The 24,698-nt window shown below is 60.0% G+C and carries 22 protein-coding genes and 2 riboswitches; of the genes, 10 read left to right on the forward strand and 12 right to left on the reverse strand.

The features are described from left to right. Positions 1-23: 23 nt before the first annotated feature. Together LRO94_RS12170 and LRO94_RS12175 are read left to right on the forward strand one after the other, a co-directional pair. A complete protein-coding gene (locus LRO94_RS12170) occupies positions 24-2,279 on the forward strand; it encodes an Orn/Lys/Arg family decarboxylase (RefSeq protein WP_032885824.1) in 2,256 nt (751 codons plus the stop codon). A gap of 20 nt (positions 2,280-2,299) precedes the next feature. Beyond that, entirely contained in the window at positions 2,300-2,869 is a 570-nt protein-coding gene (locus LRO94_RS12175) for a GNAT family N-acetyltransferase (RefSeq protein ID WP_032885825.1), read from the forward strand. Here LRO94_RS12175 and LRO94_RS12180 read toward each other — a convergent pair. Continuing rightward, entirely contained in the window at positions 2,866-3,759 is an 894-nt protein-coding gene (locus tag LRO94_RS12180) for a LysR substrate-binding domain-containing protein (RefSeq protein WP_122681398.1), read from the reverse strand. The two genes, LRO94_RS12175 and LRO94_RS12180, sit on opposite strands and share 4 nt — an antisense overlap. A gap of 180 nt (positions 3,760-3,939) precedes the next feature. Between LRO94_RS12180 and LRO94_RS12185 the strand changes: the two genes are divergently transcribed. Next, a complete protein-coding gene (locus tag LRO94_RS12185; RefSeq protein WP_122754398.1) occupies positions 3,940-4,278 on the forward strand; it encodes a hypothetical protein in 339 nt (112 codons plus the stop codon). Between the two features lie 61 nt (positions 4,279-4,339). Here the strand turns inward: LRO94_RS12185 and LRO94_RS12190 are convergent, their stop codons facing one another. Further along, a complete protein-coding gene (locus LRO94_RS12190) occupies positions 4,340-4,576 on the reverse strand; it encodes a hypothetical protein (RefSeq protein ID WP_032885828.1) in 237 nt (78 codons plus the stop codon). Positions 4,577-4,804: 228 nt separating this feature from the next. On the opposite strand from LRO94_RS12190, the gene LRO94_RS12195 reads away from it, so the two are divergent. After that, complete coding sequence (locus LRO94_RS12195; protein WP_032885829.1) at positions 4,805-5,362, forward strand: NADPH-dependent FMN reductase; 558 nt, start codon at positions 4,805-4,807, stop codon at positions 5,360-5,362. Between the two features lie 54 nt (positions 5,363-5,416). Here the strand turns inward: LRO94_RS12195 and poxB are convergent, their stop codons facing one another. Together poxB and LRO94_RS12205 are read right to left on the reverse strand one after the other, a co-directional pair. Further along, positions 5,417-7,141 (reverse strand): ubiquinone-dependent pyruvate dehydrogenase, encoded by a 1,725-nt coding sequence (poxB, locus tag LRO94_RS12200; protein WP_032885830.1) that lies wholly within the window; start codon positions 7,139-7,141, stop codon positions 5,417-5,419. Between the two features lie 78 nt (positions 7,142-7,219). Next, positions 7,220-8,452: an NADH:flavin oxidoreductase/NADH oxidase family protein gene (locus LRO94_RS12205; protein WP_179179157.1), complete on the reverse strand. Its 1,233-nt coding sequence runs from the start codon at positions 8,450-8,452 to the stop codon at positions 7,220-7,222. 71 nt (positions 8,453-8,523) lie between these two features. On the opposite strand from LRO94_RS12205, the gene LRO94_RS12210 reads away from it, so the two are divergent. Then, the gene (locus tag LRO94_RS12210) at positions 8,524-8,928 is read left to right on the forward strand and encodes a MerR family transcriptional regulator (RefSeq protein ID WP_032885832.1); all 405 of its coding nucleotides are present in this window, start codon (positions 8,524-8,526) and stop codon (positions 8,926-8,928) included. Between the two features lie 41 nt (positions 8,929-8,969). Here LRO94_RS12210 and LRO94_RS12215 read toward each other — a convergent pair whose 3' ends face one another. Continuing rightward, a complete protein-coding gene (locus LRO94_RS12215) occupies positions 8,970-9,464 on the reverse strand; it encodes a DUF934 domain-containing protein (RefSeq protein WP_032885833.1) in 495 nt (164 codons plus the stop codon). Then, positions 9,448-11,106 carry a nitrite/sulfite reductase gene (locus LRO94_RS12220; protein WP_032885834.1) on the reverse strand — a complete coding sequence of 553 codons (1,659 nt, stop codon included), beginning with the start codon at positions 11,104-11,106 and terminating at the stop codon, positions 9,448-9,450. The genes LRO94_RS12215 and LRO94_RS12220 overlap by 17 nt, the downstream gene beginning before the upstream one ends. A gap of 422 nt (positions 11,107-11,528) precedes the next feature. Between LRO94_RS12220 and LRO94_RS12225 the strand changes: the two genes are divergently transcribed. Continuing rightward, on the forward strand, positions 11,529-12,596 hold the full coding sequence (locus tag LRO94_RS12225) for an ABC transporter substrate-binding protein (RefSeq protein WP_122764308.1): 1,068 nt from the start codon (positions 11,529-11,531) through the stop codon (positions 12,594-12,596). Here LRO94_RS12225 and LRO94_RS12230 read toward each other — a convergent pair. Both LRO94_RS12230 and metH read right to left on the reverse strand, forming a co-directional pair. Continuing rightward, positions 12,593-12,811: a DUF2970 domain-containing protein gene (locus LRO94_RS12230; protein ID WP_032885836.1), complete on the reverse strand. Its 219-nt coding sequence runs from the start codon at positions 12,809-12,811 to the stop codon at positions 12,593-12,595. The genes LRO94_RS12225 and LRO94_RS12230 overlap by 4 nt on opposite strands. 127 nt (positions 12,812-12,938) lie before the next feature. Then, the gene (metH, locus tag LRO94_RS12235) at positions 12,939-16,649 is read right to left on the reverse strand and encodes a methionine synthase (protein ID WP_095185926.1); all 3,711 of its coding nucleotides are present in this window, start codon (positions 16,647-16,649) and stop codon (positions 12,939-12,941) included. A gap of 166 nt (positions 16,650-16,815) precedes the next feature. On the opposite strand from metH, the gene LRO94_RS12240 reads away from it, so the two are divergent. The 3 genes from LRO94_RS12240 (at position 16,816) to nfuA (ending at position 20,639) form a co-directional block, all read left to right on the forward strand. Beyond that, positions 16,816-19,107: a fatty acid cis/trans isomerase gene (locus tag LRO94_RS12240; protein ID WP_122754396.1), complete on the forward strand. Its 2,292-nt coding sequence runs from the start codon at positions 16,816-16,818 to the stop codon at positions 19,105-19,107. A gap of 257 nt (positions 19,108-19,364) precedes the next feature. Continuing rightward, positions 19,365-19,655, forward strand: a complete 291-nt coding sequence (locus tag LRO94_RS12245) for a hypothetical protein (protein ID WP_233897026.1) — start codon at positions 19,365-19,367, stop codon at positions 19,653-19,655. A gap of 399 nt (positions 19,656-20,054) precedes the next feature. Then, positions 20,055-20,639 (forward strand): Fe-S biogenesis protein NfuA, encoded by a 585-nt coding sequence (gene nfuA, locus LRO94_RS12250; RefSeq protein ID WP_032887092.1) that lies wholly within the window; start codon positions 20,055-20,057, stop codon positions 20,637-20,639. A gap of 248 nt (positions 20,640-20,887) precedes the next feature. Here the strand turns inward: nfuA and cobM are convergent, their stop codons facing one another. The 4 genes from cobM to LRO94_RS12270 form a co-directional block, all read right to left on the reverse strand. Beyond that, a complete protein-coding gene (gene cobM, locus LRO94_RS12255) occupies positions 20,888-21,634 on the reverse strand; it encodes a precorrin-4 C(11)-methyltransferase (protein ID WP_032887091.1) in 747 nt (248 codons plus the stop codon). A 70-nt stretch (positions 21,635-21,704) separates the two neighbouring features. After that, positions 21,705-22,097 carry a cobalamin biosynthesis protein gene (locus tag LRO94_RS12260; protein ID WP_032887089.1) on the reverse strand — a complete coding sequence of 131 codons (393 nt, stop codon included), beginning with the start codon at positions 22,095-22,097 and terminating at the stop codon, positions 21,705-21,707. Then, positions 22,094-22,798 (reverse strand): CbtA family protein, encoded by a 705-nt coding sequence (locus LRO94_RS12265; protein ID WP_179179156.1) that lies wholly within the window; start codon positions 22,796-22,798, stop codon positions 22,094-22,096. Before LRO94_RS12265 ends, LRO94_RS12260 begins: the two co-directional genes overlap by 4 nt. 11 nt (positions 22,799-22,809) lie before the next feature. After that, a complete protein-coding gene (locus tag LRO94_RS12270; RefSeq protein WP_012723860.1) occupies positions 22,810-22,998 on the reverse strand; it encodes a CbtB domain-containing protein in 189 nt (62 codons plus the stop codon). 96 nt (positions 22,999-23,094) lie between these two features. After that, a riboswitch (cobalamin riboswitch) is annotated at positions 23,095-23,300 on the reverse strand. Between the two features lie 41 nt (positions 23,301-23,341). Next, positions 23,342-23,542: riboswitch (cobalamin riboswitch) on the forward strand. Positions 23,543-23,635: 93 nt separating this feature from the next. Here LRO94_RS12270 and cobW point away from each other — a divergent pair. Continuing rightward, complete coding sequence (gene cobW, locus LRO94_RS12275; protein WP_099602913.1) at positions 23,636-24,697, forward strand: cobalamin biosynthesis protein CobW; 1,062 nt, start codon at positions 23,636-23,638, stop codon at positions 24,695-24,697. The last annotated feature ends 1 nt before the right edge of the window (position 24,698 follow it).

The raw sequence follows: 24,698 nt of genomic DNA on the forward strand, positions 1-24,698 counted from the left end.
GCCCTCAGGACTCCCACGCCCTCATGTACAAAGACCTGAAGTTCCCTATCCTTATCGTGCACCGCGACATCAAGGCCGACACCGTTGCCGGCGACCGGGTCCGCGGCATTGCCAGGGAGTTGGAACAAGAGGGCTTCAGTGTTTTTTCCGCCGTGGACTACGCCGAAGGTCGGCTAGTGGCGTCTACCCATCACGGCTTGGCCTGCATGTTGATCGCCGCCGAAGGCGCTGGCGAAAATACCCATCTGCTGCAAAACATGGTTGAGCTGATTCGCTTGGCGCGGGTACGGGCACCGAACCTGCCGATCTTTGCCTTGGGCGAGCAAGTCACCCTGGAAAACGCCCCGGCCGATGCCATGAGCGAGCTCAATCAACTGCGTGGCATCCTTTATCTGTTCGAAGACACCGTGCCATTCCTGGCCCGGCAAGTGGCCCGCGCTGCGCGCACTTACCTGGATGGCCTGTTGCCGCCGTTCTTCAAGGCCTTGGTGCAGCACACCGCTGATTCAAATTATTCCTGGCACACCCCCGGCCATGGCGGTGGCGTGGCCTACCGCAAAAGCCCGGTGGGGCAGGCATTTCATCAGTTCTTTGGGGAAAACACCCTGCGTTCGGATTTGTCGGTCTCTGTTCCCGAATTGGGCTCGCTGCTGGACCACACTGGCCCCCTGGCCGAAGCAGAGGCTCGTGCTGCCCGTAATTTTGGCGCTGACCACACCTTCTTTGTGATCAACGGCACTTCCACCGCCAACAAGATTGTCTGGCACTCGATGGTCGCCCGCGATGATTTGGTGCTGGTGGACCGCAACTGCCACAAGTCGGTATTGCACTCGATCATCATGACCGGCGCGATCCCGCTGTACCTGTGCCCGGAGCGCAACGAACTGGGCATTATCGGCCCGATCCCCCTGAGTGAATTCAGCCCCGAGTCGATCCGCGCCAAGATCGACGCCAGCCCGTTGACCCGTGGCCGGCCAGCGAAAGTGAAGTTGGCCGTGGTCACCAACTCCACCTATGACGGCCTGTGCTACAACGCCGAGCTGATCAAGCAGCAATTGGGCAACAGCGTCGAGGTGCTGCACTTTGACGAAGCCTGGTACGCCTACGCGGCGTTCCACGAATTCTTTGCCGGGCGCTATGGCATGGGCACCTCGCGCACTCCGGACAGCCCACTGGTGTTCACCACTCACTCCACTCACAAGTTGTTGGCCGCGTTCAGCCAGGCCTCGATGATCCATGTACAGGACGGCGGCGCCCGTCAGTTGGACCGTGACCGTTTCAACGAAGCGTTCATGATGCACATCTCCACCTCGCCTCAGTACAGCATCATCGCGTCGCTGGACGTGGCTTCGGCGATGATGGAAGGCCCTGCCGGGCGTTCGTTGCTCCAGGAAATGTTCGACGAAGCCCTGAGTTTTCGCCGCGCGCTGGCTAACCTCCGCCAGCATATCGCCGCTGAAGATTGGTGGTTCTCGATCTGGCAGCCGCCGTCGGTGGCGGGCATCGACCGCGTCGCCACGGAAGATTGGCTGTTGCAGCCGCAGGATGACTGGCATGGCTTTGGGGATGTGGCCGAAGATTATGTGTTGTTGGACCCGATCAAAGTGACGCTGGTCATGCCCGGTCTCAATGCCGGCGGCGCCTTGAGCGATTGTGGGATCCCTGCCGCCGTGGTCAGTAAGTTCCTCTGGGAGCGCGGGTTGGTGGTGGAGAAGACCGGGTTGTATTCCTTCCTCGTGTTGTTTTCCATGGGCATCACCAAAGGCAAATGGAGTACGTTGCTCACCGAGTTGTTGGAATTCAAACGCAGCTACGACGCGAATGTCAGCCTGGCCAGTTGTTTGCCCTCGGTGTTTGCCCAAGGGCCGGCGCGTTATCAGGGCCTGGGTTTGCGCGACCTGTGCGACCAATTGCACAGCTGTTACCGCAGCAACGCCACCGCCAAACACCTCAAGCGCATGTACACCGTACTACCGGAGATTGCGATGAAACCGGCGCACGCCTACGACCAATTGGTAAGGGGTGAAGTGGAAGCAGTGTCTATTGATGCCTTGCCAGGACGCGTCGCAGCCGTGATGCTGGTGCCGTATCCGCCTGGCATTCCGTTGATCATGCCCGGCGAGCGCTTTACCGAGAGCACCCGCTCGATCATCGACTACCTGGCATTTGCCCGTACGTTCGATAGCAGTTTTCCCGGTTTTTTTGCCGATGTTCACGGGTTACAACACGAAGATGACGGCAGTGGTCGTTGTTACACCGTCGACTGCATCAAGGGTTAAGGATGTTTATGCAAGCTGTAATGAACCCGAAGTATCCAGGGCTCAGTGTGCGAGTCGCCGACGAAGGTTTTGATGCCTACGTGTGGGGCAATGACTTCAGTTTCGAGGTCAGCGCCTACAGCGTGCCGGAGATGGGCAAGCGCGTCGATCAATGGCCGCTGGAGCGTATCCTGCCGTACCGCAAATGTTATGGGATTGATCCTGAGGAGTTCGCCAGTTTCCGCGATGCCCCAGACAGTGCGATCTTCATGGCCTATCTGGACGATCGACCGGTGGGGCATGTCGTGGTCAGCACCAACTGGAATGGCTTTGCCCATGTGGATGAACTGGCGGTGGTCTTGCCGGCGCGGCGGCACGGTGTAGCGAAGGCATTGCTGGATGTAGCGCAGTTCTGGAGCCGCAAGAAAAACCTGCCGGGCATGATGCTCGAAACCCAAAACAACAACCTCGGCGCCTGCCGCCTCTATGAGCGATGCGGCTATGTGATGGGCGGGATCGACCACCTGCGCTATCGCGGCATTGACCCGCAAACTCGCGAAGTGGCGATTTTCTGGTATCGGCTGTTCAAGGCCGAAGTCGACAAGGCTTAACTCAGCAGCAGGCTTTCAGCCTTCTGCGTGACAATCTCCAGCAATGCATTCATCGCTGGAGAGGCCACGCCATCCTTGAGGGTCAGCGCGTACAGGCTGACCATCATCGGCGGCGACACCGGGCACGCATCCAGTCCGGCCTCTTGCGCGCCAAACGCAGTGAAGGGGTCGACAATCGCCAAGCCTTCTCCCGCTTCTACCATGCTGCGCATCATCTGGTAGGTCTGCACCCGTGTCTGCACCACCGGAAGCGGCCGTAGGGCTTGCAGCTTGGCGTCCAGCAGGCGGCTGAGCGGGTCTTGCCCCTCCAACCCGATCATCGACTGGCCGGCCAGGTCCTGTAGTGCAATGTACTTCTGCTTGGGCTTGAGCCAGCCGTGGGGCGCCAGCAACTGCAGTTTGCCTTGAGCCAGCACGGTGCTGACGATTTGCGGGTGTTCCGGGTCATGCAGGCTCAAGCCGACATCGGCCTCATGCAGCAACAGGCTCCTGACGATCTCCCTTGTGGGCTGGCTCGATAGGTTGCACGGGGTGTCCTGAAAGCGTCGACGCAGCACCGCGATACTTTGCGGCAGCAGTTGATTGGCCAGGGGCGGGGTACAAAGCGCACGCAAGGGCGGGGCGTGATGGTGTTTCAAACGGCTGGCCAGGCGTTGCACCGGTTCCAGCGCTTCGTATATATGGGCGATTTCTGCCTGCAGTTCGAGGGTTTCCCGTGTTGCCTGCAAGCGCCCGCGCACGCTGGCAAACAGCATAAAGCCCAGTTGCTGCTCGGCTTCCTTCAGCGCCGCGTCCACATCGCCCACGGGGAGTTGCAACCATTCGGCGGCCGTGCCGAGGTGTCCGGTCTGCAAGATGGCCTGAATCACTTCGATATGACGTAAACGCATGGCCGGAGTCTATGTGCAGTGTGGTGGGGTTTCAATGGTGCAAGCGGTCGTGCGCAAAAAAGACGGTGCAAGTCGCCTATGCCACTGGCGTTCAGCCACGACCTTACTAAAATGGCTCGTCTGATCATCAACGACCAAAGCCGGGTACCGGCACTACAACAAAAACAGGTCTGGTCTCGAATGCCTATTCCCTCGACGTTCTTCGGGGTAACGGCCAAGCAACTCATGGTTCTGGTGACCGTGGGGTGCGCGGCGGCTTATCTCCTCAATAATCACGACAACAACACACCGGAAAGTCTGGCGCTCGAAGCGTTTATCCGTGCCCAGGAACAGGTCGGCGAACAAGTGGGGGCGGTGTTGGGGGTGACCTTGATCAGGCAGGTGGAGGCGTATCCCGCGTACAACACGTCGGGCTACACGCGCTCGATGTACGCCGTGGAAGGGGAGCGGGGGCACTTGCTGGTGACGCTCAAGCAAGGCGAGCAGGGCATCGAAGTGACGGAAATCCGCAGCCCCTGATCACCCCAGCCCAGTCAACGCCAGCAATGGCCAGGACTGAGCAGGTCATCAAGGCGAGATCTTATGAAGCGAGGGTGGTTTGCGATTCGCGGACAATAATGATGCCCGACTGGATCAGTTTGAACTCATCGCCTTCCAGTTTTTCTACACGGTCGCCAATGGCCAGCTTGTAGGTTGTGGTGGGCGCCGAGCCAGCCAGGTCGCCTTGCGCCGGGTTGGATTCCTGGAACTCATGCACGGAATAAACGCGACCTTCCGCGTCTCTGGCATGGAACTGTCCGACAAGTACTGCTGCCATCTGTTTAGAACCTCTGGAGATAAACACTCGATTTGCGGTTCTGTAGACCGTAATAAAGAGGGGTAGTTTGCCTACGGAAAAAAAATACTATTCGCTGGGATTTTACGACGCCTCCTACGCAGAGAGGTGCGAGGCAAACGTCTGGAGGATTCTCAAAACCTTCTGGTGAACCTGTCGTGAAGCCTCTATAACTACAAGCTCCTTTAGTCAGACATCGGGAAAACCTCAATGAGCAAGGTCTACACGATTGCCGTCCTGGTTGGCAGCTTGAGAAAACAGTCGATCAACCGCAAGGTCGCGTTGGCATTGGCCGAACTGGCCCCAGCCAATCTGAAGTTGAACATCGTCGAAATTGGCGATTTGCCGCTCTACAACGAAGACATCGACGCTGATTCACCGCCGGCAGCCTACAGTACTTTCCGCAAACAGGTGAGTTCATCCGACGCGGTGTTGTTCGTGACCCCGGAATACAACCGCTCGGTGCCGGCCCCGTTGAAGAACGCGATTGATGTGGGTTCCCGTCCTTATGGGCAAAGCGCCTGGAGCGGCAAGCCGGGTGCGATCATCAGTGTGTCGCCTGGCGCTATCGGAGGCTTTGGCGCCAACCACCATCTGCGTCAGTCCCTGGTGTTCCTGGATGTATGGTGCATGCAGCAGCCCGAAGCCTACCTGGGTGGGGCGGGCAGTGTGTTTGATGAGTCGGGCAAAGTGTCGGAAAAGACCAAGCCGTTTTTGCAGGCGTTTATCGATGCCTACGGCCAGTGGGTAGAAAAACAAACGGCTTGAGTTGGCAATAGCGTAAAGCGTGGGAAGGGGGTTGCCCCCTCCCACATGCTTAGATCAGCGCAGCCAGTTGGTCCGCGCCAGCTCGATTACCTCATCGCCACGCCCACTCATCACCGCCTTGAGCATGTACAAGCTAAACCCCTTGGCCTGCTCCAGCTTGATGCTCGGCGGCATCACCAGTTCCTGGGTGGCAGTCACCACGTCCACCAGCACCGGGCCATCGTGGGCCAGGGCGCGGCGCAGGGCCGGCTCCAGGTCTTCGGACTGCTCCACACGAATGCCGAGGATACCCATGGCATTGGACATCGCCGCGAAATCCGGGTTTTTCAGTTCGGTGCCCGCGTCCAGATAACCCGCCGCCTTCATCTCCATGGCGACGAACCCCAGTGACGAGTTATCAAACACGATGACTTTCACCGGCAACTTCAGCTGCGCCAGCGAGATGAAATCCCCCATCAACATGGCGAACCCGCCATCGCCGGACATCGAAATCACTTGCCGCCCCGGGAATGCTGCCTGCGCGCCGATGGCCTGGGGCATGGCGTTGGCCATGGAGCCGTGGTTGAACGAGCCGATCAGGCGGCGTTTACCGTTCATCTTCAGGTAGCGCGCCGCCCAGACCGTGGGCGAACCGACATCGGCGGTAAAGATCGCATCATCGTCGGCCAGCTCACTGAGCAATCGCGCGACGTATTGCGGATGGATCGGCCGGTTGGCTTTTGAAGGTTGTGCAAGGTCATCGAGCCCCTGGCGGGCTTTCACGTAATGCTTCAATGAAGTCTCAAGGAAGCTGCGATCCGTCTTGCGGGTCAAGCGCGGAAGGAGGGCGTCGATGGTTTCGCCCACATCTGCGGCGATGCCCAAGTCCAAGGTAGCGCGACGACCCAATGCCTGTGGGTTGCGGTCGACCTGGATGATTTTTGCGTCCGTAGGGTAGAACTGGCGATATGGAAAGTCCGTGCCGAGCATGATCAGCGTGTCGCAGTCGAGCATGGCGTGGTAACCGGAGCTGAAGCCGATCAGGCCAGTCATGCCCACATCAAACGGGTTGTCCCATTCCACATGTTCTTTGCCGCGCAGGGCGTGCACCACCGGCGCACCCAGCGTATCGGCCAGGGCCACCACTTGCGCATGGGCGCCCGCACAGCCGCTGCCACACAGCAGCGTGACTTTTTCACTGTCCTTGAGGATCTCGCTCAAGTGCAGCAGATCGGCCTCCGCAGGCAGTGTGCGTGGCGCGTGCAGGGCCGGCCACGGCTTGAGGGTGTCTTCGACTTCCAGCAGCGACACATCCCCCGGAATCACCACCACTGCTACGCCGCGATTGAGGATCGCCGAGCGCATGGCGCGGTGCAGCACTTGGGGCATCTGCGCGGGGTTGGTGACTAGCTCGATGAAGTGGCTGCACTCCTTGAACAGTTCCTGGGGATGGGTCTCCTGGAAGTAGTTCAAGCCAATTTCCGAAGACGGAATCTGCGCGGCAATCGCCAGCACTGGCACATGGTTGCGATGGCAGTCGAACAGACCATTGATCAAGTGCAGATTGCCCGGCCCGCAGCTGCCTGCGCACACCGTCAACTCGCCGGTGGCTGCTGCTTCGGCACCGGCGGCAAACGCGGCGACTTCTTCGTGGCGCACATGCATCCACTCAATGCTGTCCATGGTGCGTAAGGCGTCGGTGAGGCCGTTGAGGCTGTCGCCGGTCAGGCCCCAAATGCGCTTGATGCCCGCCTGTTCAAGGGTGGTCGCCAGTTGCTGGGCCAGGTTGATTTTCGCCATGAAGCACTCCAATCGTCAGTGAGGTTAAAAAACTGCTGATCAATAGGGGACAGCTCGATCACGGCGAATGCTCCGTCTTTAATGTGAAGATTGCGTCATGGTCGCACGGTACTGCCGAGTGCGCCGAGCGATAAACCATTGGTCACACGCCAGGGCCAGCCAGGGGATAACCTTGGGGTTGGGCAAACGACCACGGCTGAGGCGGCGCATCTGGCCGCGCACCACGGCGAGCGTAGCGAGTGAGGCCAGGGGCTTGCGCTTCCAATCGATCGGCTTGAGTTGCGGGTTGAGGTCGCGTCCTTCGCGCCAATGCTTGATCAATTGTGGTTCCAGGGTCAGGGCGGTGGCGATACCGGCCATGGCGACGCCGCTGTCCAGTACCTGCTTCACGATAGGCAGTCGGCGAATGCCACCGGTGACCATCACGGGCATGGTGGCGACGCTGGCCATTTCTGCGGCAAATTCTAGGAAATACGCCTCACGGGCCAGGGTGCGACCATCCCGCGCTTCGCCTTGCATGGCGGGCGCCTCGTAGCTGCCACCGGACAATTCCAACAAGTCGATGGGCAACGGGTTGAGCATTTCGACCACCGCGCGCGCATCGGTTTCATCGAAGCCGCCACGCTGGAAATCCGCCGAGTTGAGTTTGACCGCCACGCAAAACGACGGGCGGACACCGGCGCGCACGGCGTGAATCACTTCCAGCAGCAGGCGCGCGCGATTTTCCAGCGAGCCGCCCCAACGGTCGCTGCGGTGGTTGCTCAAGGGCGAGAGAAATTGACTCAGCAAATAGCCGTGGGCGCCATGGATCTGCACCCCGGTAAAGCCAGCTTTCTCGGCCAGGCGTGCGCTGGTTGCGAAGCGCCGGATCACGTCCTGAATATCGTCTTCGGTCATCGCTTTTGGTGTGGCGAACATCTTGGAAAAGCTGCCCAGGTCCAGCGCAATGGCAGACGGTGCCAAGGCTTGTTGGCCGAGATTGGCCATGGTCTGGCGCCCTGGATGGCTGAGCTGCATCCAGAAGTGCACGCCCTTGTTACGGGCTACATCGGCCCATTCGCGAAAGCTGTCCAGGTGCTCCTCGTTTTCCAGGGCCACGCCGCCGGGGCCGGTCATGGCGTGGCGGTCGATCATCACATTGCCGGTCAGCAGCAGGCCGGGTTCGCCATCTGCCCAGGCCTTGTACAACTGCTTCAATTCGCGGGATGGCGCTTGGTTGATATCGGCCATGTTCTCTTCCATCGCAGCCTTAGCGATGCGATTGGCGATGATTTGGCCGTTGGGCAGTTGCAGGGCTTCAAAAGGTGACATGAGTTGACTCCTGAGCGGGGGAGGGCTCAGGCTAAGCTTAAAGTTAACTTTAATGTCAAGCAGGCGTTGTGATGAATATTGGTGAGCTGGCAAAACAGAGCGGTCTAGCCGCTTCACGCATTCGTTTTTACGAGAGCGAAGGGTTGATCAGTCAGGTCGGACGCCAGTCCAACGGATACCGGCGTTATGCACCTGAGGCCTTGCAGACCCTGCAATTGATTCAGAGTGCGCAGCAGGCCGGGTTTACCTTGCAGGAACTCAAGGCGCTGATGCCCGCGCCTGGAGAGCACAAGCGCGACGAGTTGATCGAGGCCCTGGAGCGCAAAGTGGCACAGATCGAAGTGATGCAAGCGCAATTGGCCCACAGCAAAGCGCAGTTGCTGGGCGTGATCGAGGCCGTGCGGGCGCAGCCGGAAGGCGTGCCATGCTCCATGGGGCAGAAGCAGGTGCTGGCGTCGATAAAACTTCAACCATAAAAAAAGCCCTGGCATGCCAGGGCTTTTTCATGTCCGCAGACTTAGCGCCGGCGAAACAGCGGCAACGGCTCATCGGTTGCAGCCTGGTACGTCACCGAGAAGTCCTTGAGGCTTTCCAATGCTTCGTACGGGTCTTTGTCTGCGCGCAGCGCGAAGGCATCGAACCCGCAACGGCGCAGGTAGAACAACTGGTCGCGCAGCACATCGCCGATCGCCCGCAGCTCACCTTTGTAACCATAACGGTCACGCAGCAAGCGTGCGTTGGAGTAGTTGCGACCGTCGGTGAAGGCCGGGAAATTCAGGGCGATGACCTGGAAGTGTTCCACGTCAGGACCGATCTCTTCGGCTTCTTCATCGGCGTCCAGCCACACACCCAGGCCGCCGTCGCGGGCTTTGAGCGCGTGGCCATGCTCGCGCCACAGGGCCAGCGGCACGATCAGGTCGTCGCAGTTGGAAATGCCGTCGAAGCTCGCGTCCTTGGGCAGCAGGTGCCAGGTTTCGTCGAGGACTTCGTTGTTCTTAATGATTCGCTGCATAGACGCGCTCCTTGAACAGGTCAATGCCGATGCGCTGGTAGGTGTCGATGAAACGCTCATCTTCGGTGCGCTGTTCGATGTACACATCGATCAGTTTGCCGATCACCTCGGGCATGGCTTCCTGGGCGAAGGACGGGCCGAGGATCTTGCCCAGGCTCGCATCGCGGCTGGCGCTGCCACCCAGGGACACTTGGTAGAATTCTTCGCCTTTCTTGTCCACGCCCAGGATGCCGATGTGGCCGACGTGGTGGTGACCACAGGCGTTCATGCAACCGGAAATGTTCAGGTCCAGCTCGCCGATGTCGAACAGGTAGTCCAGGTCGTCGAAACGGCGCTGGATCGATTCGGCAATCGGGATCGACTTGGCGTTGGCCAGGGAGCAGAAATCGCCGCCTGGGCAGCAGATGATGTCGGTCAGCAGGCCAATGTTCGGCGTGGCGAAACCGCCTTCACGCAGTTCGCCCCACAGGGTGAAGAGTTGGCTTTGCTCCACATCCGCGAGAATGATGTTCTGCTCGTGGGAGGTGCGCAGTTGACCGAAGCTGTAACGGTCGGCCAGGTCGGCAACGGCGTCCAGCTGCTTGTCGGTGATATCACCTGGGGCAACACCGGTAGGCTTGAGCGACAGGGTTACGGCCACATAGCCCGGCTTTTTGTGCGCCAGGGTGTTGCGCGTACGCCAGCGGGCGAAGCCCGGGTGCTGCTGGTCGAGTGCGGCGAGTTCGGCGTCCTGATTGCTCAGGGCCTTGTACTCGGGGTCGACGAAGTGCTTGGCGACGCGGTGTACTTCGGCTTCGGTCAGGGTGGTCTGGCCGCCGCGCAGGTGTTCCATCTCGGCATCGACTTTCTGGGCGAATACCTCAGGGGTCAGCGCCTTGACCAGGATCTTGATCCGGGCCTTGTACTTGTTGTCACGACGGCCATAGCGGTTGTAGACACGCAGGATGGCGTCGAGGTAGCTCAACAAGTCTTGCCACGGCAGGAACTCGTTGATAAACGCGCCAACTACCGGGGTACGGCCCAGGCCGCCACCCACCAGCACACGGAAGCCCAGCTCGCCAGCGGCGTTGTAGACCGGCTCCAGGCCGATGTCGTGGACTTCGATGGCGGCGCGGTCCGAGGTCGAGCCGTTGACGGCGATCTTGAACTTGCGCGGCAGGTAGGCGAACTCGGGGTGGAAGGTAGTCCATTGACGGACGATTTCGCACCATGGGCGTGGGTCAATCAACTCATCGGCGGCAACACCGGCGAATTGGTCGGTGGTCACGTTGCGCAGGCAGTTACCGCTGGTCTGAATGGCGTGCATCTGCACGGTGGCCAGCTCGGCGAGGATGTCCGGCACATCTTCCAGCGCCGGCCAGTTGAACTGTACGTTCTGGCGGGTACTGATGTGGGCATAGCCTTTGTCGAAGTCGCGGGCAATCTTGGCCATCATGCGCATCTGGCGCGAAGTCAGTTGGCCATAGGGCACGGCCACCCGCAGCATCGGCGCAAAGCGCTGAACATAAAGGCCATTTTGCAGGCGCAGAGGGCGGAACTCTTCTTCGCTCAGTTCACCTGCTAAGTAGCGTCGGGTCTGATCACGGAACTGCTTGACGCGGTCCTCGATGATGCGCTGATCGTATTCGTCGTATACGTACATATAGGTCCTGTTCTCGGCAAATCTGCGCGCACGGCCGCGCACTCCCAACGGAGCCGGCGCACGATACCAGTTTGCGTTTATGCGCAAAAGTGATGTTTGAGTATATGCAAATAACCAAAATGACTAATGAGAACAGTTATCGCGATATCCACATTTGTCATGCGGGCAATCATCAACTTTACTGTGAGCGAGTCTTAGTGCAATCACCTATAAAACCGACAAGAGGCGATGCGATGAGCAATCCGACAAAAGCCCGTAAACCCGACAGTACCGTGGATGCGTGGGCCATTCTGTTCTTGATCATTTTGGTGGTGGGAACTGCCGTGTTTTGGGTAAGCCACCAATAAAGGTGGTTGATCGAACCTCGATTGGTTTGGGCATTGCTACTATCATGGCGGCCTATTTTCGAGGCTCAGGCATCTATGTTGAAGGTGTTGATTACGTGTGTCTGGTTGCTGGGATCGACGTATGGAGTGATGGCTCATGCAACGTCGGTGGTCTTTCTCAATCCGGGCGTGTCGACGGAAACCTTCTGGGTCAGCTACACGCAATTCATGCAGGCCGCCGCCAAGGACCTCGGCCTGGAATTGCGTGTGCGTTATGGCGAGCGTAATCCCGACAATACGCTGCTTCAGGCGCGTGAGGTGCTGCAAGGCAGCCAGCGACCTGATTACCTGGTGCTGGTGAATGAGCAATACGTTGCACCGCAGATCCTGCGCATGGCCGAGGGCAGTGGCGTCAAGCTGCTGTTGGTGAACAGCGCGCTGACCCCCGACCAAATGCATTTGCTGGGAACCCGCAGTGGCATCCGTTTGATCGGCAGCCTGGTCGCTGACGATGAAGAGGCTGGCTACCTGATGCTTCGCGACTTGCTGCGCCAGCACGGACCGGTTGCGCCCGGTCAATCCCTCGACCTGTTGGCCTTTTCCGGCGTCAAGACCACGCCGGGCGCGCAATTGCGTGAGCGGGGCATGCGTCGGGCGCTGGCCGAACATCCCGAGGTGCGCCTGCGTCAGTTGGTCTACGGTGAATGGAGCCGCGAGCGCGCCTTCGAGCAAGCGACGCAACTGTTCAAGCGCTACCCGCAGACGGCGCTGGTGTGGTCGGCCAACGATCAGATGGCGCTGGGCGCCATGCAGGCGCTGCAGGCCAGCGGGCGGTTACCGGGTAAGGACGTGCTGTTCAGCGCGATCAACAGCTCGCCGGAGATTTTGCAGGCTCGACTGGACGGACGCTTGTCGTCCCTGGTCGCCGGGCATTTCACTGTCGGCGGCTGGGCCATGGTGTTGGTTCATGATGATGCCAAGGGATTGGACATTGGCGCATACGGCGGGCGCGACCGGCAGTTGACGTTGTTCCAATTGATCGATGCCGGCCAGGCGCGGCGTTTGTTGGGGCCGACACCGTCGGTGAATTTTCGCGTGCTGTCGGCCCAGGGCAAGCCCGAGTCCTATCGCTACCCATTCAGCCTACGTCTGTTGCTGCGCTAGACGCCGGCCAGGTGCAGCACCAGCTTGACGATTCCAAACAAGGTCAAGGCAAACACCGCTGTAAACAGGATGCCCAGGATCACAAAGTGGCTGGGCTTGCCATGGGTGAAGTCGCGGGCCCGATTCTTGCCGCTCTGAACGCCAAACGCAGCGGCCACCACACTGTGGAGCATCTGCCAGAAGGTAGGGGGCTTGTAGTTGGCTGGATCGTCCATACGTCCCTCGACACAAGGTGTGTGAGGGATAGCATAGACGATTGCCCGAGGCGGGTTCGGGGAGGCGACGCGCAGTGTCACGGGCTGCATGCCCGCGTTGAGCGTGGGCACGTTTCTCCGTCAGGGCTTAGTTGTCATAACCCAGGTTCGGCGCCAGCCAGCGCTCGGTCACGGCCAGGTCCTGGCCCTTGCGGGCGGTGTAACTGGCGACCTGATCCTTGTCGACCTTGCCCACGGCAAAGTACTGCGCTTGCGGGTGGGCGAAGTACCAGCCGCTGACCGCCGCCGCCGGGAACATCGCGTAGTGTTCGGTAAGGAACACACCGCTGCGCCCGGCGTGCATTTCGCGGGCCTCGGGGTCGAGCAGTTGGAACAACTGGGCTTTCTCGGTGTGATCCGGGCACGCCGGGTAGCCGGGAGCAGGGCGGATACCGCTGTATTGCTCTTTGATCAGCGCCTCGTTGTCCAGTTGCTCGTCCTTGGCGTAGCCCCAGTGCTCTTTACGCACTTGCTGGTGCAGCCACTCGGCGCAGGCTTCGGCCAGACGGTCGGCCAGGGCCTTGACCATGATCGAGTTGTAATCGTCGCCGGCATCCTGGTAGGCCTTGGCCACTTCTTCGGCGCCGATGCCGGCGGTGGTGATAAAGCCACCGATGTAGTCGGTCACGCCGCTGTCCTTAGGCGCGACGAAGTCGGCCAGGGAGAAGTTCGGCTTGCCGTCGGTCTTGATGATCTGTTGGCGCAGGTGGTGCAGTTTGGCAATTGGCTGGCCGTCGTCGCCGTACACTTCAAGGTCATCGTCCTGCACCTGGTTGGTCGGCCAGAAACCAAACACCGCACGGGCGCTGATCAGCTTTTCATCAATCAGCTTCTTGAGCATTTCCTGGGCATCCGCGTACAGCGCGGTGGCGGCTTCGCCCACCACTTCATCGGTGAGGATGCGTGGGAATTTGCCGGCCAGGTCCCAGGAGATAAAGAACGGAGTCCAGTCGATGTACTCGGCCAGGACGTTGAGGTCGATATTGTCCAGCACCTTGGCACCGGTAAACGTCGGCACCACCGGTGTGTAGTTGCTCCAGTCGAACTGCGGCTTCTTGGCGATGGCCGCCGGGTAGCTCAGGCGTTCGGTGCGCGCACTGCGGTTGGAGGTGCGCTCACGCACATCGATGTATTCCAGGCGGGTCTTCTCGACGAAGCCCGCTTTCAACTCCTTGGACAGCAACTGCGTGGCCACGCCCACCGCGCGTGAGGCGTCGGTGACGTAGATCACCGCGTCGTTGCTGTACTTAGGCTCGATCTTCACCGCCGTGTGCGCCTTGGAGGTGGTCGCGCCGCCGATCATCAGGGGCAGGTGAAAGTCCTGACGCTGCATCTCGCGGGCCACATGCACCATCTCGTCCAGGGACGGCGTGATCAGGCCGGACAGCCCGATAATGTCGCACTTCTGCTCCTTGGCCACCTGCAGGATTTTCTCCGCCGGCACCATCACACCCAGGTCGACGATGTCATAACCGTTGCAACCGAGCACTACGCCGACGATGTTCTTGCCGATGTCATGCACGTCGCCCTTCACCGTGGCCATCAGGATCTTGCCCTTGGCTTCCGGCTTGTCACCTTTCTCCAGTTCGATGAACGGGATCAAGTGAGCCACGGCCTGCTTCATCACACGGGCGGATTTCACCACCTGGGGCAGGAACATTTTGCCCGCGCCGAACAGGTCGCCGACGATGTTCATGCCGGACATCAGCGGGCCTTCGATCACTTCGATCGGGCGCGCGAACGACTGCCGGGATTCCTCGGTGTCTTCAACAATGTGGGTGGTGATGCCCTTGACCAGCGCGTGTTCCAGGCGCTTGTTCACCGGCCAACCGCGCCATTCCTCGGTCTCGGCCTCTTTTACGCTGCCGTCGCCCTTGTATTTGTCGGCGATGGCGAGGAGGGCGTCGGTGCCTTCCGGGGTGCGGTTGAGGACTACATCTTCAACGGCTTCGCGCAGCTCGGCCGGGATCTGGTCGTAGATCTCCAGCTGGCCGGCGTTGACGATACCCATGGTCAGGCCGTTGCGGATCGCATACAGCAGGAACACCGAGTGAATCGCTTCGCGCACCGGGTTGTTGCCACGGAACGAGAACGACACGTTGGACACGCCGCCGGAGGTCAGCGCATACGGCAGCTCGTCGCGGATGTAGGCACAGGCGTTGATGAAATCGACGGCATAGTTGTTGTGTTCTTCGATACCGGTGGCGACCGCAAAAATGTTCGGGTCGAAGATGATGTCTTCCGGCGGGAAGCCGACCTCATTCACCAGGATGTCGTAGGAGCGTTTGCAGATTTCTTTCTTGCGCGCTTCGGTGTCGGCCTGGCCGGCTTCGTCGAACGCCATCACCACCACGGCGGCGCCGTAGCGCTTGCACAGCTTGGCGTGGTGAATGAACTGCTCGACGCCTTCCTTCATGCTGATGGAGTTGACGATGCCCTTGCCCTGGATGCACTTGAGGCCGGCTTCGATCACTTCCCACTTGGAGGAGTCGATCATGATCGGTACGCGGGAGATGTCCGGCTCGCCGGCGATCAGGTTGAGGAAGGTCACCATGGCCTTCTTCGAATCCAGCATGCCTTCGTCCATGTTGATGTCGATCACCTGGGCGCCGGCTTCCACCTGCTGCAGGGCGACTTCCAGGGCTTCGGTGTAGTTGTCTTCGCGGATCAAGCGGGCAAAGCGTGCGGAGCCGGTGATGTTGGTGCGTTCGCCGACGTTGACGAACAGCGAGCTGCGATCAATGGTGAACGGCTCCAGGCCCGACAAGCGGCAGGCCTTGGGAATATCCGGGATCGGGCGCGGCGCATAACCGGCCACGGCCTTGGCGATGGCTTCAATATGACCAGGCGTAGTGCCGCAGCAGCCGCCGACGATATTGAGGAAGCCGCTCTGGGCAAACTCTTCGATGACCTTGGCGGTTTCCGAAGGCAGTTCGTCGTACTCGCCGAATTCGTTGGGCAGGCCGGCGTTCGGGTGCGCCGACACATGGGTGTTGGCCTTGTTGGACAACTCTTCCAGGTACGGGCGCAGCTCGCTGGCACCCAGGGCGCAGTTCAGGCCCACGGAAATCGGCTTGGCGTGGGCGACCGAGTTCCAGAATGCTTCGGTGGTCTGGCCCGAGAGGGTACGGCCGGAGGCGTCGGTGATGGTGCCGGAGATCATGATCGGCAATTCGATGCCGAGCTCTTCGAACACACCCTGCACGGCGAAGATCGCGGCCTTGGCGTTGAGGGTGTCAAAGATGGTTTCGATCAGGATCAGGTCCGCACCGCCTTCGATCAGGCCTTTGGTGGCCTCGGTGTAGTTTTCCACCAGTTCATCGAAAGTCACGTTGCGGTAGCCGGGGTTGTTCACGTCGGGCGACAGCGAGCAGGTACGGCTGGTCGGGCCCAGGACGCCGGCAACGAAGCGTGGCTTGTCCGGGTTCTCGGCGGTCTTGGCGTCGGCGATCTTGCGCGCCAGGCGTGCGCCTTCGACGTTCAGTTCATAGGCCAGCTCTTCCATGCCGTAATCGGCCATGGAAATGCGCGTGGCGTTGAAGGTGTTGGTTTCGAGGATGTCGGCGCCGGCATCCAGGTAGGCCTTCTCGATGCCGCCGATCACGTCCGGGCGGGTAATCACCAACAGGTCGTTGTTACCCTTGACGTCGCTCGGCCAGTCGGCAAAGCGTTTGCCACGGTAGTCGTGCTCTTCCAGTTTATAGCTCTGGATCATCGTGCCCATGCCGCCGTCGAGGATCAGGATGCGTTCCTTGAGGGCGTGGTGGAGGGCTTGCAGACGAGCGCTACGATCGGACATGGGACTACTCTGGTCAGGCATTACGGAGGGCGTGGATCATAGCAAACCTGTGCGGATTTGCGGCATGTCCGGCTTTTGCATGAATATCGCTCACGTTGTGAGGTGCGATGGCCCGGTAGAATCACCGGCAATTTTTCAGCGCACGCATTGAATCGGGACCGGATACATGTCACTTCGTCTTATCGTCAGCGCCGTCCTGGCATTGATTGCCAGTACTGCCCAGGCAGAAGGTCCCGCCCCGGCGATCTCCTACACCCGCGACATCCAACCGATTTTCACCGAGAAGTGCGTGGCCTGCCATGCCTGCTATGACTCCGCCTGCCAGCTCAACCTGGGCAGTGCCGAGGGCGCCGCCCGAGGCGCGAGCAAAGTGCCGGTGTACGACGGCGAGCGCAGCCAGGCTGCGCCGACTACGCGCTTGTTCTATGACGCATTCGGCAAGCAAGCCTGGCAGCAGAAGGGCTTCTATTCGGTGCTGGACGCCCAGGGCAGCCAGGCCGCGTTGATGGCACGCATGCTGGAACTGGGGCATAACGCGCCGCTGCAGCCCAACGCCAAGCTGCCCGACGACATTGTGCTGGGCCTGAACCGCGAAAACATGTGCGCCACCCCCGGCGAATTCAATGCCTACGCAGGCAGTCATCCTAAGGAAGGCATGCCACTGGCGGTCACCGGCCTGACCGACCAGCAATACCAGACGCTGCAGCGCTGGCTGGCGTCCGGCGCGCCGATCGATGAGCAGGGCCTGGCACCGAGTGCCAAGGAAGCCTTGCAGGTGCAGCAGTGGGAAAACCTGCTCAACCAGCCCGGCGCCCGAGAAAGCCTGGTGGCCCGCTGGTTGTTCGAGCACTTGTTCCTGGCCCACATCTATTTCGAGAACGGCGAGCCGGGGCATTTCTTCCAGTGGGTGCGCTCGCGCACGCCGAGTGGGCAGCCCATCGACCTGATCAGCACCCGTCGCCCCAATGACGATCCGGGCACGCGGGTGTACTACCGTCTGTGGCCGGTGCAGGGTGTGATCGTGCACAAGACTCACATTACCTATCCGTTCAGCGCTGCCAAAATGGCGCGGATCAAAGCGCTGTTTTACACCGGTGATTGGCAGGTCAGCGCCTTGCCGGGTTACGGGCCTGGACGTCGCGCCAATCCGTTCGACACCTTCGAGGCAATCCCCGCCAAGGCGCGCTACCAGTTCATGCTGGATAACGCCGAGTACTTTGTACGCACCTTTATTCGTGGGCCGGTGTGCCGTGGGCAGATCGCCACGGATGTGATCCGCGACAACTTCTGGGCCCTGTTCCAGGACCCGGACCACGACCTGTACATCACCGATGCACGTTATCGCGGACAGGCCACGCCGTTGCTCGCCATGCCGGGGCAGAACGATGATGTAGGCAGCGTGTTGAGCCTATGGCTGGCCTATCGCGACAAGCGCAACCAGTACGAAGCGCTGCGCCGGGACAGTTATGCCGATTTGCCGCCACCCAGTTGGTCGAGCCTGTGGGCGGGCAATGACAACGCCTTGCTGAGTATCTTCCGCCACTTTGACAGTGCATCGGTCAACAAAGGCCTGATCGGCGAAGTGCCTCAGACGATGTGGCTGTTCGACTATCCGTTGCTGGAACGGACCTATTACCAGTTGGCGGTGAATTTCGATGTGTTTGGCAACGTCTCGCACCAGGCCCAGACTCGCCTTTACTTCGACTTGATCCGTAACGGTGCCGAGCAGAACTTCCTGCGCCTGATGCCGGCGGACTCTCGTGAAGACTTTATGGACGACTGGTACCAGAACAGCGGCAAGATCAAGCTGTGGCTGGATTACGAAGCCATTGATGACGATAAGCCGACAGGTTTGCACCTCAATGAACAGGATCCCAAGCGGGACTTTGCCAACCAGTTGATTGCCCGTTACGGCGATCTGAATGCGAGCCCGGACCCGATCAATCGCTGTTCTGGTGCTTATTGTTCGCGTGACGGTATTGAGCCTGCCTTGCGGGATGCTGAGCAGGCGCTTAGCCGGCTGACCTTGCGTCCGGCGGCTGGTCTTAAGGTGATAGATCAGTTGCCTGAGGCGACGATGTTGCGTGTTGAGACTGCCAGTGGGACGCGTGTGGTTTACAGCCTGCTGCGTAATAGGGCTCACAGTAATGTGGCGTTTTTGCTGGGTGAGGCGTACCGCTATCAGCCGGGGCTGGATACGGTGACTGTTTACCCTGGGGTGCTCAGTAGTTATCCGAACTTCATGTTCAATATTCCGGCGCAGGAAGTGCCTGTTTTTGTGGCGCAGATGGAGCAGGTCAAGGATGCCGCGCAGTTTGAGAAGATTGTGGATCGTTGGGGGGTGAGGCGTAGTCATCCGCTGTTTTGGCGGTATTTCCACGACTTGTCGGAGTATGTTCGGGAGACTACGCCGGTTGAGGCGGGGGTCCTGGATATGAATCGGTATGAGAATTTGTGAGTGGTTGGGGGGGCGGGCATATCCGTTATTTGGGTAACGGCGGCTATGGGTTCCGCTCTTACAGCGGGTCACTTTTTGAAGAGCGCAAAAAGTAACCAAAAACGCTTCGCCCCAACACTCGGCACCTCGCCTAGGCTCGGTGTGCCCTCACTCCGGCTTGAATCCGTGGGCCGCCGCGATGGGCCATCCATGGCCCAGCGCGGCTAACCCGGCGTCCTGCCGGGTTACCCACGGATTCAAGCCTGCGTTCGGCCAGCGTGTTTGACGGGGCGCCCAAGATCACAATCAAAAGCGCAGATCAAAAGACCGCGGACTTCGTCAGCGAAAAGGATGTAAGGGCCAAATCAAAAGCAGAGCAAAAGCAGAGCAAAAGCAGAGCAAAAGCAGAGCAAAAGCAGAGCAAAAGCAGAGCAAAAGCAGAGCAAAAGCAGAGCAAAAGCAGAGCAAAAGCAGAGCAAAAGCAGGCTGATACCTATCTGATACATGGAGATCAAAATGTGGGAGGGGGCTTGCTCCCGATGGCGGTGTGTCAGCGAAAAGATCTGTAACTGACCCACTGCCATCGGGAGCAAGCCCCCTCCCACATTTTTACCCGAGTACACCAGACAAAAATCCAGTCGGCTCTAAAGCCGTCGCGCTCTAGCTTTTGATCTGAAAACGCCCCCCAAAATCAATCTCGGATTACGGCCATGCCGCGCCTAGGCGAGGCACCGAGTGGTGGGGCAAGAGCCTTTTGGCTGCTTTTGGCTGGGCCGGCATTCTGGCTCTTTTCAAAAGTGACTCGCCGTCAGGGCGGAACCAATAGTAGCCGCCACCTAAATAACGGATATACACCCCACATCCACACCACCACCCCGAAACCAAAGCCTAACCCGACAAAAACACTAGGACTTTGTACCTCCGTAATAATTTGGCGTAAACTCCGGGCAAGCCTGTGAGGAGTTTCCATGACTGCCATAACCATTACCGACGCCGCCCACGATTACCTGGCTGACCTGCTGTCCAAGCAGAACACCCCAGGCATCGGCATCCGCGTCTTTATCACCCAGCCCGGCACCCAGTACGCCGAGACCTGTATTGCTTACTGCAAACCCGGTGAAGAGAAACCTGAAGACACCGCCCTGGGGCTCAAAAGCTTCACCGCGTACATCGACCACTTCAGCGAAGCCTTCCTGGACGACGCGGTGGTGGACTATGCCACCGACCGTATGGGCGGCCAGTTGACCATCAAGGCGCCGAACGCCAAGGTGCCGAGCGTCAACGCCGACAGCCCGGTCAACGAGCGCATCAACTACTACCTGCAAACCGAGATCAACCCAGGGCTGGCCAGCCACGGCGGCCAGGTCAGCCTGATCGACGTGGTCGATGACGGTATCGCCGTGCTGAAGTTCGGCGGCGGCTGCCAGGGCTGCGGCCAGGCGGACGTGACCCTGCGTGAAGGCATCGAGCGCACCCTGCTGGAGCGCGTTCCGGAGCTCAAGGGCGTCCGTGACGTGACGGACCACACGCAGAAAGAAAACGCCTACTACTGAGTAAGGCGTTCACTGCGAACAGAAAAACGGCGCCCCGTGAGCGCCGTTTTTTTTGCTTTAAATTCATGGTCTTACGCAATAAACCTAACAACTAACATTAACTGTGGGAGGGGGCTTGCTCCCGATAGCGGTAGCTCAGTTGCCCCATTGGAAGCTGACCCACCGCTATCAGGAGCAAAATCCTCCCATATTTATCTGTATTTATTGATATTTATCAGTAGCTTATAGGGTTTTTGTGAGGTGAAAAATCAAGGTCGATAAAGGTGCGCATGCCCCGCCCGATACAGCGACGACTCACTGAAACTGTCACTCGCCAGCACCCGGCCCACCACAATCAACGCCGTACGCCGAAAACCTTTGGACGCGACTTTCTCGGCGATATCACTAAGGGTGCCCACTACCCAATCCTGGTCCGGCCAAGTCGCCCGATGCACCACGGCGATCGGGCAATCCGCGCCATAGTGCGGCAGCAGTTCGGCGACGATTTTCTCCAGATGATTCACCCCCAGATGAATCGCCATGGTCGTACCGTGCTGCGCCAGGCTGTCGAAACCCTCACCGGCGGGCATGCTGGTTTTATCGGCATAACGGGTCAGGATCACGCTTTGGGCGATGTTTGGCAGGGTCAGCTCCGTCTCCAGTAACGCTGCGCAGGCGGCTACGGCGGTGACGCCAGGAATGATCTGGAATGGAATGCCCAATTCCCGCAAAAGGCGGATCTGCTCGCCGATCGCTCCGTAAAGGCTCGGATCCCCGGAGTGCACGCGCGCCACGTCCTGGCCTTTGGCGTGTGCGGTCTTGATCAAGTCGATGATCTGTTCAAGGTGCAGTTCGGCGCTGTTGACCACGTGTTCTGCCTGATGACCTTCCAATACCGCCGCAGGCACCAGCGAACCGGCATAAATGATCACCGGGCAACTACGGATCAGCCGCTGGCCTTTGACGGTAATCAATTCCGGGTCGCCGGGGCCGGCGCCGATGAAGTAGACGGTCATGGAGAATTCCTGTCAAAAAACGGGCGAGCATGAAGATTGCTCATGATCGGGGAGGGCGATTATCGGGGTTTTAACCGGCGCAGGCCAACGCAAAGGTGGCTTGGGCGGTTTTTTTGCGGGTGATGAGCAACTGGGCAGGCGCGCCGCCGAGCTGTTCAACAAGGGCCAGGGCGGCACTTTCGGCGATGCCGTAACACCCCGTGTGGGCGAACGCGACGTCGGACTTGTGGCTTAGCCGGTGTTCATAAATCGCCAGTTGCTCGGCGTTGAAGCACTCCAGCGGCAGGTTCAAGTGCCGTGCCAGAGCCAGTAAGCCTGGCTCGTCGTGTTTGCGGTCGATACTGGCCAGCGCGGTGATGCATTGGGGATCAATCCCTGCCTCGGCGAGAGCGGTATCAAACAGCGCCAGCAGGGTATGAACCTCACAACCCCGCTGGCAACCCAGGCCGACCACGTAGGTCATGCGGAGTATTGATCGTCGCGTTTGCGGCGGAACAGCCAGGCGCTGATCAGGCCCAGGGCCAGCCAGAACGCCACGTTGGTCAGTTGCGAAGCGATTTTGAACTGCGTTTCCAGGGCTTGCGGCGCGAGCATTGCGTGCACTTCCGGTTGCGGCGCGCCAATGATGTGCGGTACCGCGAGGATGGCAGCGCCCAGCACTTTCAGCAGCCAGTTGCGCCCGAACACGATCAGCGCAATCCCGGCAGCGGTGGAGGCCGCAGTGCCGATCCACCACGTCTGGCGCAGTGCCAGATCAGCGGCGGCGGTGCCCGGCAACTCGGGTGGCAGGCCCATCGTCGGCGCCAGCACGAAGGTTGCGTAACCGGCCAGGCCCCACAGCAGGCCCTGCGCCGTGCGGGTGGGGGCGCGCAATGTGTAGAGGCCGGCCAGCATCAGTGCAAAACCAACCGCCACCACCAAGTTGCCACCGGTGGTCGACAGCACGCGCTGCCAGCCATCTTCAGGCTCCCAGGCTTCGGCATCGTGGGTGTGGGCAGCAGCGCCGGCAGCGTGCTCATGCACCACTTCGGTTGCCGCCGGGGCTTTTTCAAAGGTTTCCGCCTGAAGAATCAGCGGGGCGACCCAAAAGCTTTGCAGCAGGGTCAGCAGCAGCGCGGCCAACAGGCCGGTGAAACCTGCGGTTTGCGCAATACGCTTGATCATGTCGGCAGGTCTCAGTGGCACGGGAACGCGGCGCTGTGGCGGGTATCGTGGGCAGCGTTGTGCACCGCCTCGATATGCGAGAAACCGGCGAAATACACCAGACACGCGCCGAGGATCGACGCACCGATGGCGGCGGTCAGGCGTTGGCTCAAGGTAGAGGTGCTGCTGGCGGAGTGCGAAGTGCTGCTGATGATCGACATGGCGCGTCCCTTTCAGGTGTCTGGATGAAACGAGCGCATGAAAACCCCGCGAGCCAGGCACGCAGAGTTCCGAACAGCGCCCGCCCACCGCGGGTTTGTTATCTGATTTTTCGGGCCGGTCTCCGGGCTTGCGAGGGACACTGGGTCTATAAAGCATCGCCTTCCCATGCCTTACAGGCACAGTGGATCTGACGCTTCACTCGCTTACCGTTGCGGGGGCAGCACCGGACTGGTCATGGCAGGCATGATTTACCGGTTTCCCGTTTCACCCTGTGAAGGGCACCCGAAACAAGGCATGTAGGAAAGCATGCAGAGCGACGGTAGTCAAATTCACCGAGCCCCTGTAGCCTTGCACCTTCGAGGTTCTTCGGCCCAGGCCGAAGCTAAGAAGGGAACGCGGTTCAATCCGCGGCTGCCCCCGCAACTGTGAAGGGTTCATCCGACTGCCACGCCACTGCCATCAACGGCGGGAAGGCGCAGCCGGCGCCGGTCTAACGACCCGCAAGCCCTAAGCCAGGAGACCTGCCTCGCAACCGATTTTCTAATTCAACCGGGCGGGGTGATCCGGTGACGAAATCCGCTTCTGCGCCGCGCCGCAGGGCCTATCGTCCCGTATGCCCGCCCCCAAGGGCATCCGATGAAAACACTGGCCAAACTCCCCGTCACCATCGTTACCGGCTTCCTCGGCTCGGGCAAAACCACCCTGCTGCGCCATATGCTCGACAACGCCCAGGGCCGTCGCATCGCCGTCATCGTCAATGAGTTCGGCGAGTTGGGCATTGATGGTGAAATCCTCAAGCAGTGCTCCATCGGTTGCACCGAAGAAGAAGCCAATGGCCGCGTGTACGAACTGGCCAACGGCTGCCTGTGCTGCACCGTGCAGGAAGAATTCTTCCCGGTGATGCGCGAACTGGTCGCCCGTCGCGGTGACCTCGACCACATCCTCATCGAAACCTCGGGCCTGGCCCTGCCAAAACCGCTGGTGCAAGCCTTCCAGTGGCCGGAAATCCGCAGCGCCTGCACGGTTGACGCGGTGATCACCGTGGTCGACAGCCCGGCCGTGGCCGCCGGTACCTTTGCTGCGTTCCCCGATCAAGTGGACGCCCAGCGCAAACTCGACCCGAACCTGGACCATGAGTCGCCACTGCACGAGCTGTTCGCCGACCAACTGGCCAGCGCGGACCTGGTCATCCTTAACAAGGCCGATCTGATCAGCTCGGAAGACCTGGCCCGTGTGCGCCTGGAAGTCGCCGAAGAGCTGCCGCCAGCCGTCAAAATCATCGAAGCCAGCAGCGGTCGCGTGCCCCTGGACGTGTTGATTGGCCTGGGCGCCGGCTCCGAAGAGCATATCGACGGTCGTCATAGTCATCACGATCATCACCACGAAGGTGAAGACGATCACGACCACGATGCGTTTGATTCCATCTCCATCGACTTGCCCCAGGCCGACGAAGCGCTGCTGCTCGACGCATTGACTCAACTGGTCGTGCAACACGGCATCTTGCGTGTCAAAGGCTTCGCCGCGATCCCGAACAAGCCGATGCGCCTGTTGATCCAGGGCGTGGGCACCCGCTTTGACAAACACTTCGACCGCGCCTGGGGTGCTGACGAAGCACGCATCACGCGCCTGGTACTGATCGGCCAGGACCTGGATGCGGTCGGCCTCGAAGCGCAACTGCGCGCCGCGCTCAGCGTTTAAT

This window comes from Pseudomonas sivasensis, assembly GCF_021391435.1.
GTDB classification, from domain to species: domain Bacteria; phylum Pseudomonadota; class Gammaproteobacteria; order Pseudomonadales; family Pseudomonadaceae; genus Aquipseudomonas; species Aquipseudomonas sivasensis.

Excerpts from the sequence above, each read along its gene's own strand:
- LRO94_RS12240 (WP_122754396.1), top strand. The coding sequence starts at position 16,816 with ATGTCACTTCGTCTTATCGTCAGCGCCGTCCTGGCATTGATTGCCAGT.
- cobM (WP_032887091.1), bottom strand. The coding sequence starts at position 21,634 with ATGACCGTCTACTTCATCGGCGCCGGCCCCGGCGACCCGGAATTGATT.
- LRO94_RS12270 (WP_012723860.1), bottom strand. The coding sequence starts at position 22,998 with ATGTCGATCATCAGCAGCACTTCGCACTCCGCCAGCAGCACCTCTACC.
- LRO94_RS12230 (WP_032885836.1), bottom strand. The coding sequence starts at position 12,811 with ATGGACGATCCAGCCAACTACAAGCCCCCTACCTTCTGGCAGATGCTC.
- LRO94_RS12225 (WP_122764308.1), top strand. The coding sequence starts at position 11,529 with ATGTTGAAGGTGTTGATTACGTGTGTCTGGTTGCTGGGATCGACGTAT.
- poxB (WP_032885830.1), bottom strand. The coding sequence starts at position 7,141 with ATGGCGAAAATCAACCTGGCCCAGCAACTGGCGACCACCCTTGAACAG.
- LRO94_RS12265 (WP_179179156.1), bottom strand. The coding sequence starts at position 22,798 with ATGATCAAGCGTATTGCGCAAACCGCAGGTTTCACCGGCCTGTTGGCC.
- LRO94_RS12260 (WP_032887089.1), bottom strand. The coding sequence starts at position 22,097 with ATGACCTACGTGGTCGGCCTGGGTTGCCAGCGGGGTTGTGAGGTTCAT.
- nfuA (WP_032887092.1), top strand. The coding sequence starts at position 20,055 with ATGACTGCCATAACCATTACCGACGCCGCCCACGATTACCTGGCTGAC.
- LRO94_RS12210 (WP_032885832.1), top strand. The coding sequence starts at position 8,524 with ATGAATATTGGTGAGCTGGCAAAACAGAGCGGTCTAGCCGCTTCACGC.
- LRO94_RS12170 (WP_032885824.1), top strand. The coding sequence starts at position 24 with ATGTACAAAGACCTGAAGTTCCCTATCCTTATCGTGCACCGCGACATC.
- LRO94_RS12175 (WP_032885825.1), top strand. The coding sequence starts at position 2,300 with ATGAACCCGAAGTATCCAGGGCTCAGTGTGCGAGTCGCCGACGAAGGT.
- LRO94_RS12195 (WP_032885829.1), top strand. The coding sequence starts at position 4,805 with ATGAGCAAGGTCTACACGATTGCCGTCCTGGTTGGCAGCTTGAGAAAA.
- LRO94_RS12215 (WP_032885833.1), bottom strand. The coding sequence starts at position 9,464 with ATGCAGCGAATCATTAAGAACAACGAAGTCCTCGACGAAACCTGGCAC.
- LRO94_RS12185 (WP_122754398.1), top strand. The coding sequence starts at position 3,940 with ATGCCTATTCCCTCGACGTTCTTCGGGGTAACGGCCAAGCAACTCATG.
- cobW (WP_099602913.1), top strand. The coding sequence starts at position 23,636 with ATGAAAACACTGGCCAAACTCCCCGTCACCATCGTTACCGGCTTCCTC.
- metH (WP_095185926.1), bottom strand. The coding sequence starts at position 16,649 with ATGTCCGATCGTAGCGCTCGTCTGCAAGCCCTCCACCACGCCCTCAAG.
- LRO94_RS12205 (WP_179179157.1), bottom strand. The coding sequence starts at position 8,452 with ATGTCACCTTTTGAAGCCCTGCAACTGCCCAACGGCCAAATCATCGCC.
- LRO94_RS12220 (WP_032885834.1), bottom strand. The coding sequence starts at position 11,106 with ATGTACGTATACGACGAATACGATCAGCGCATCATCGAGGACCGCGTC.
- LRO94_RS12190 (WP_032885828.1), bottom strand. The coding sequence starts at position 4,576 with ATGGCAGCAGTACTTGTCGGACAGTTCCATGCCAGAGACGCGGAAGGT.
- LRO94_RS12180 (WP_122681398.1), bottom strand. The coding sequence starts at position 3,759 with ATGCGTTTACGTCATATCGAAGTGATTCAGGCCATCTTGCAGACCGGA.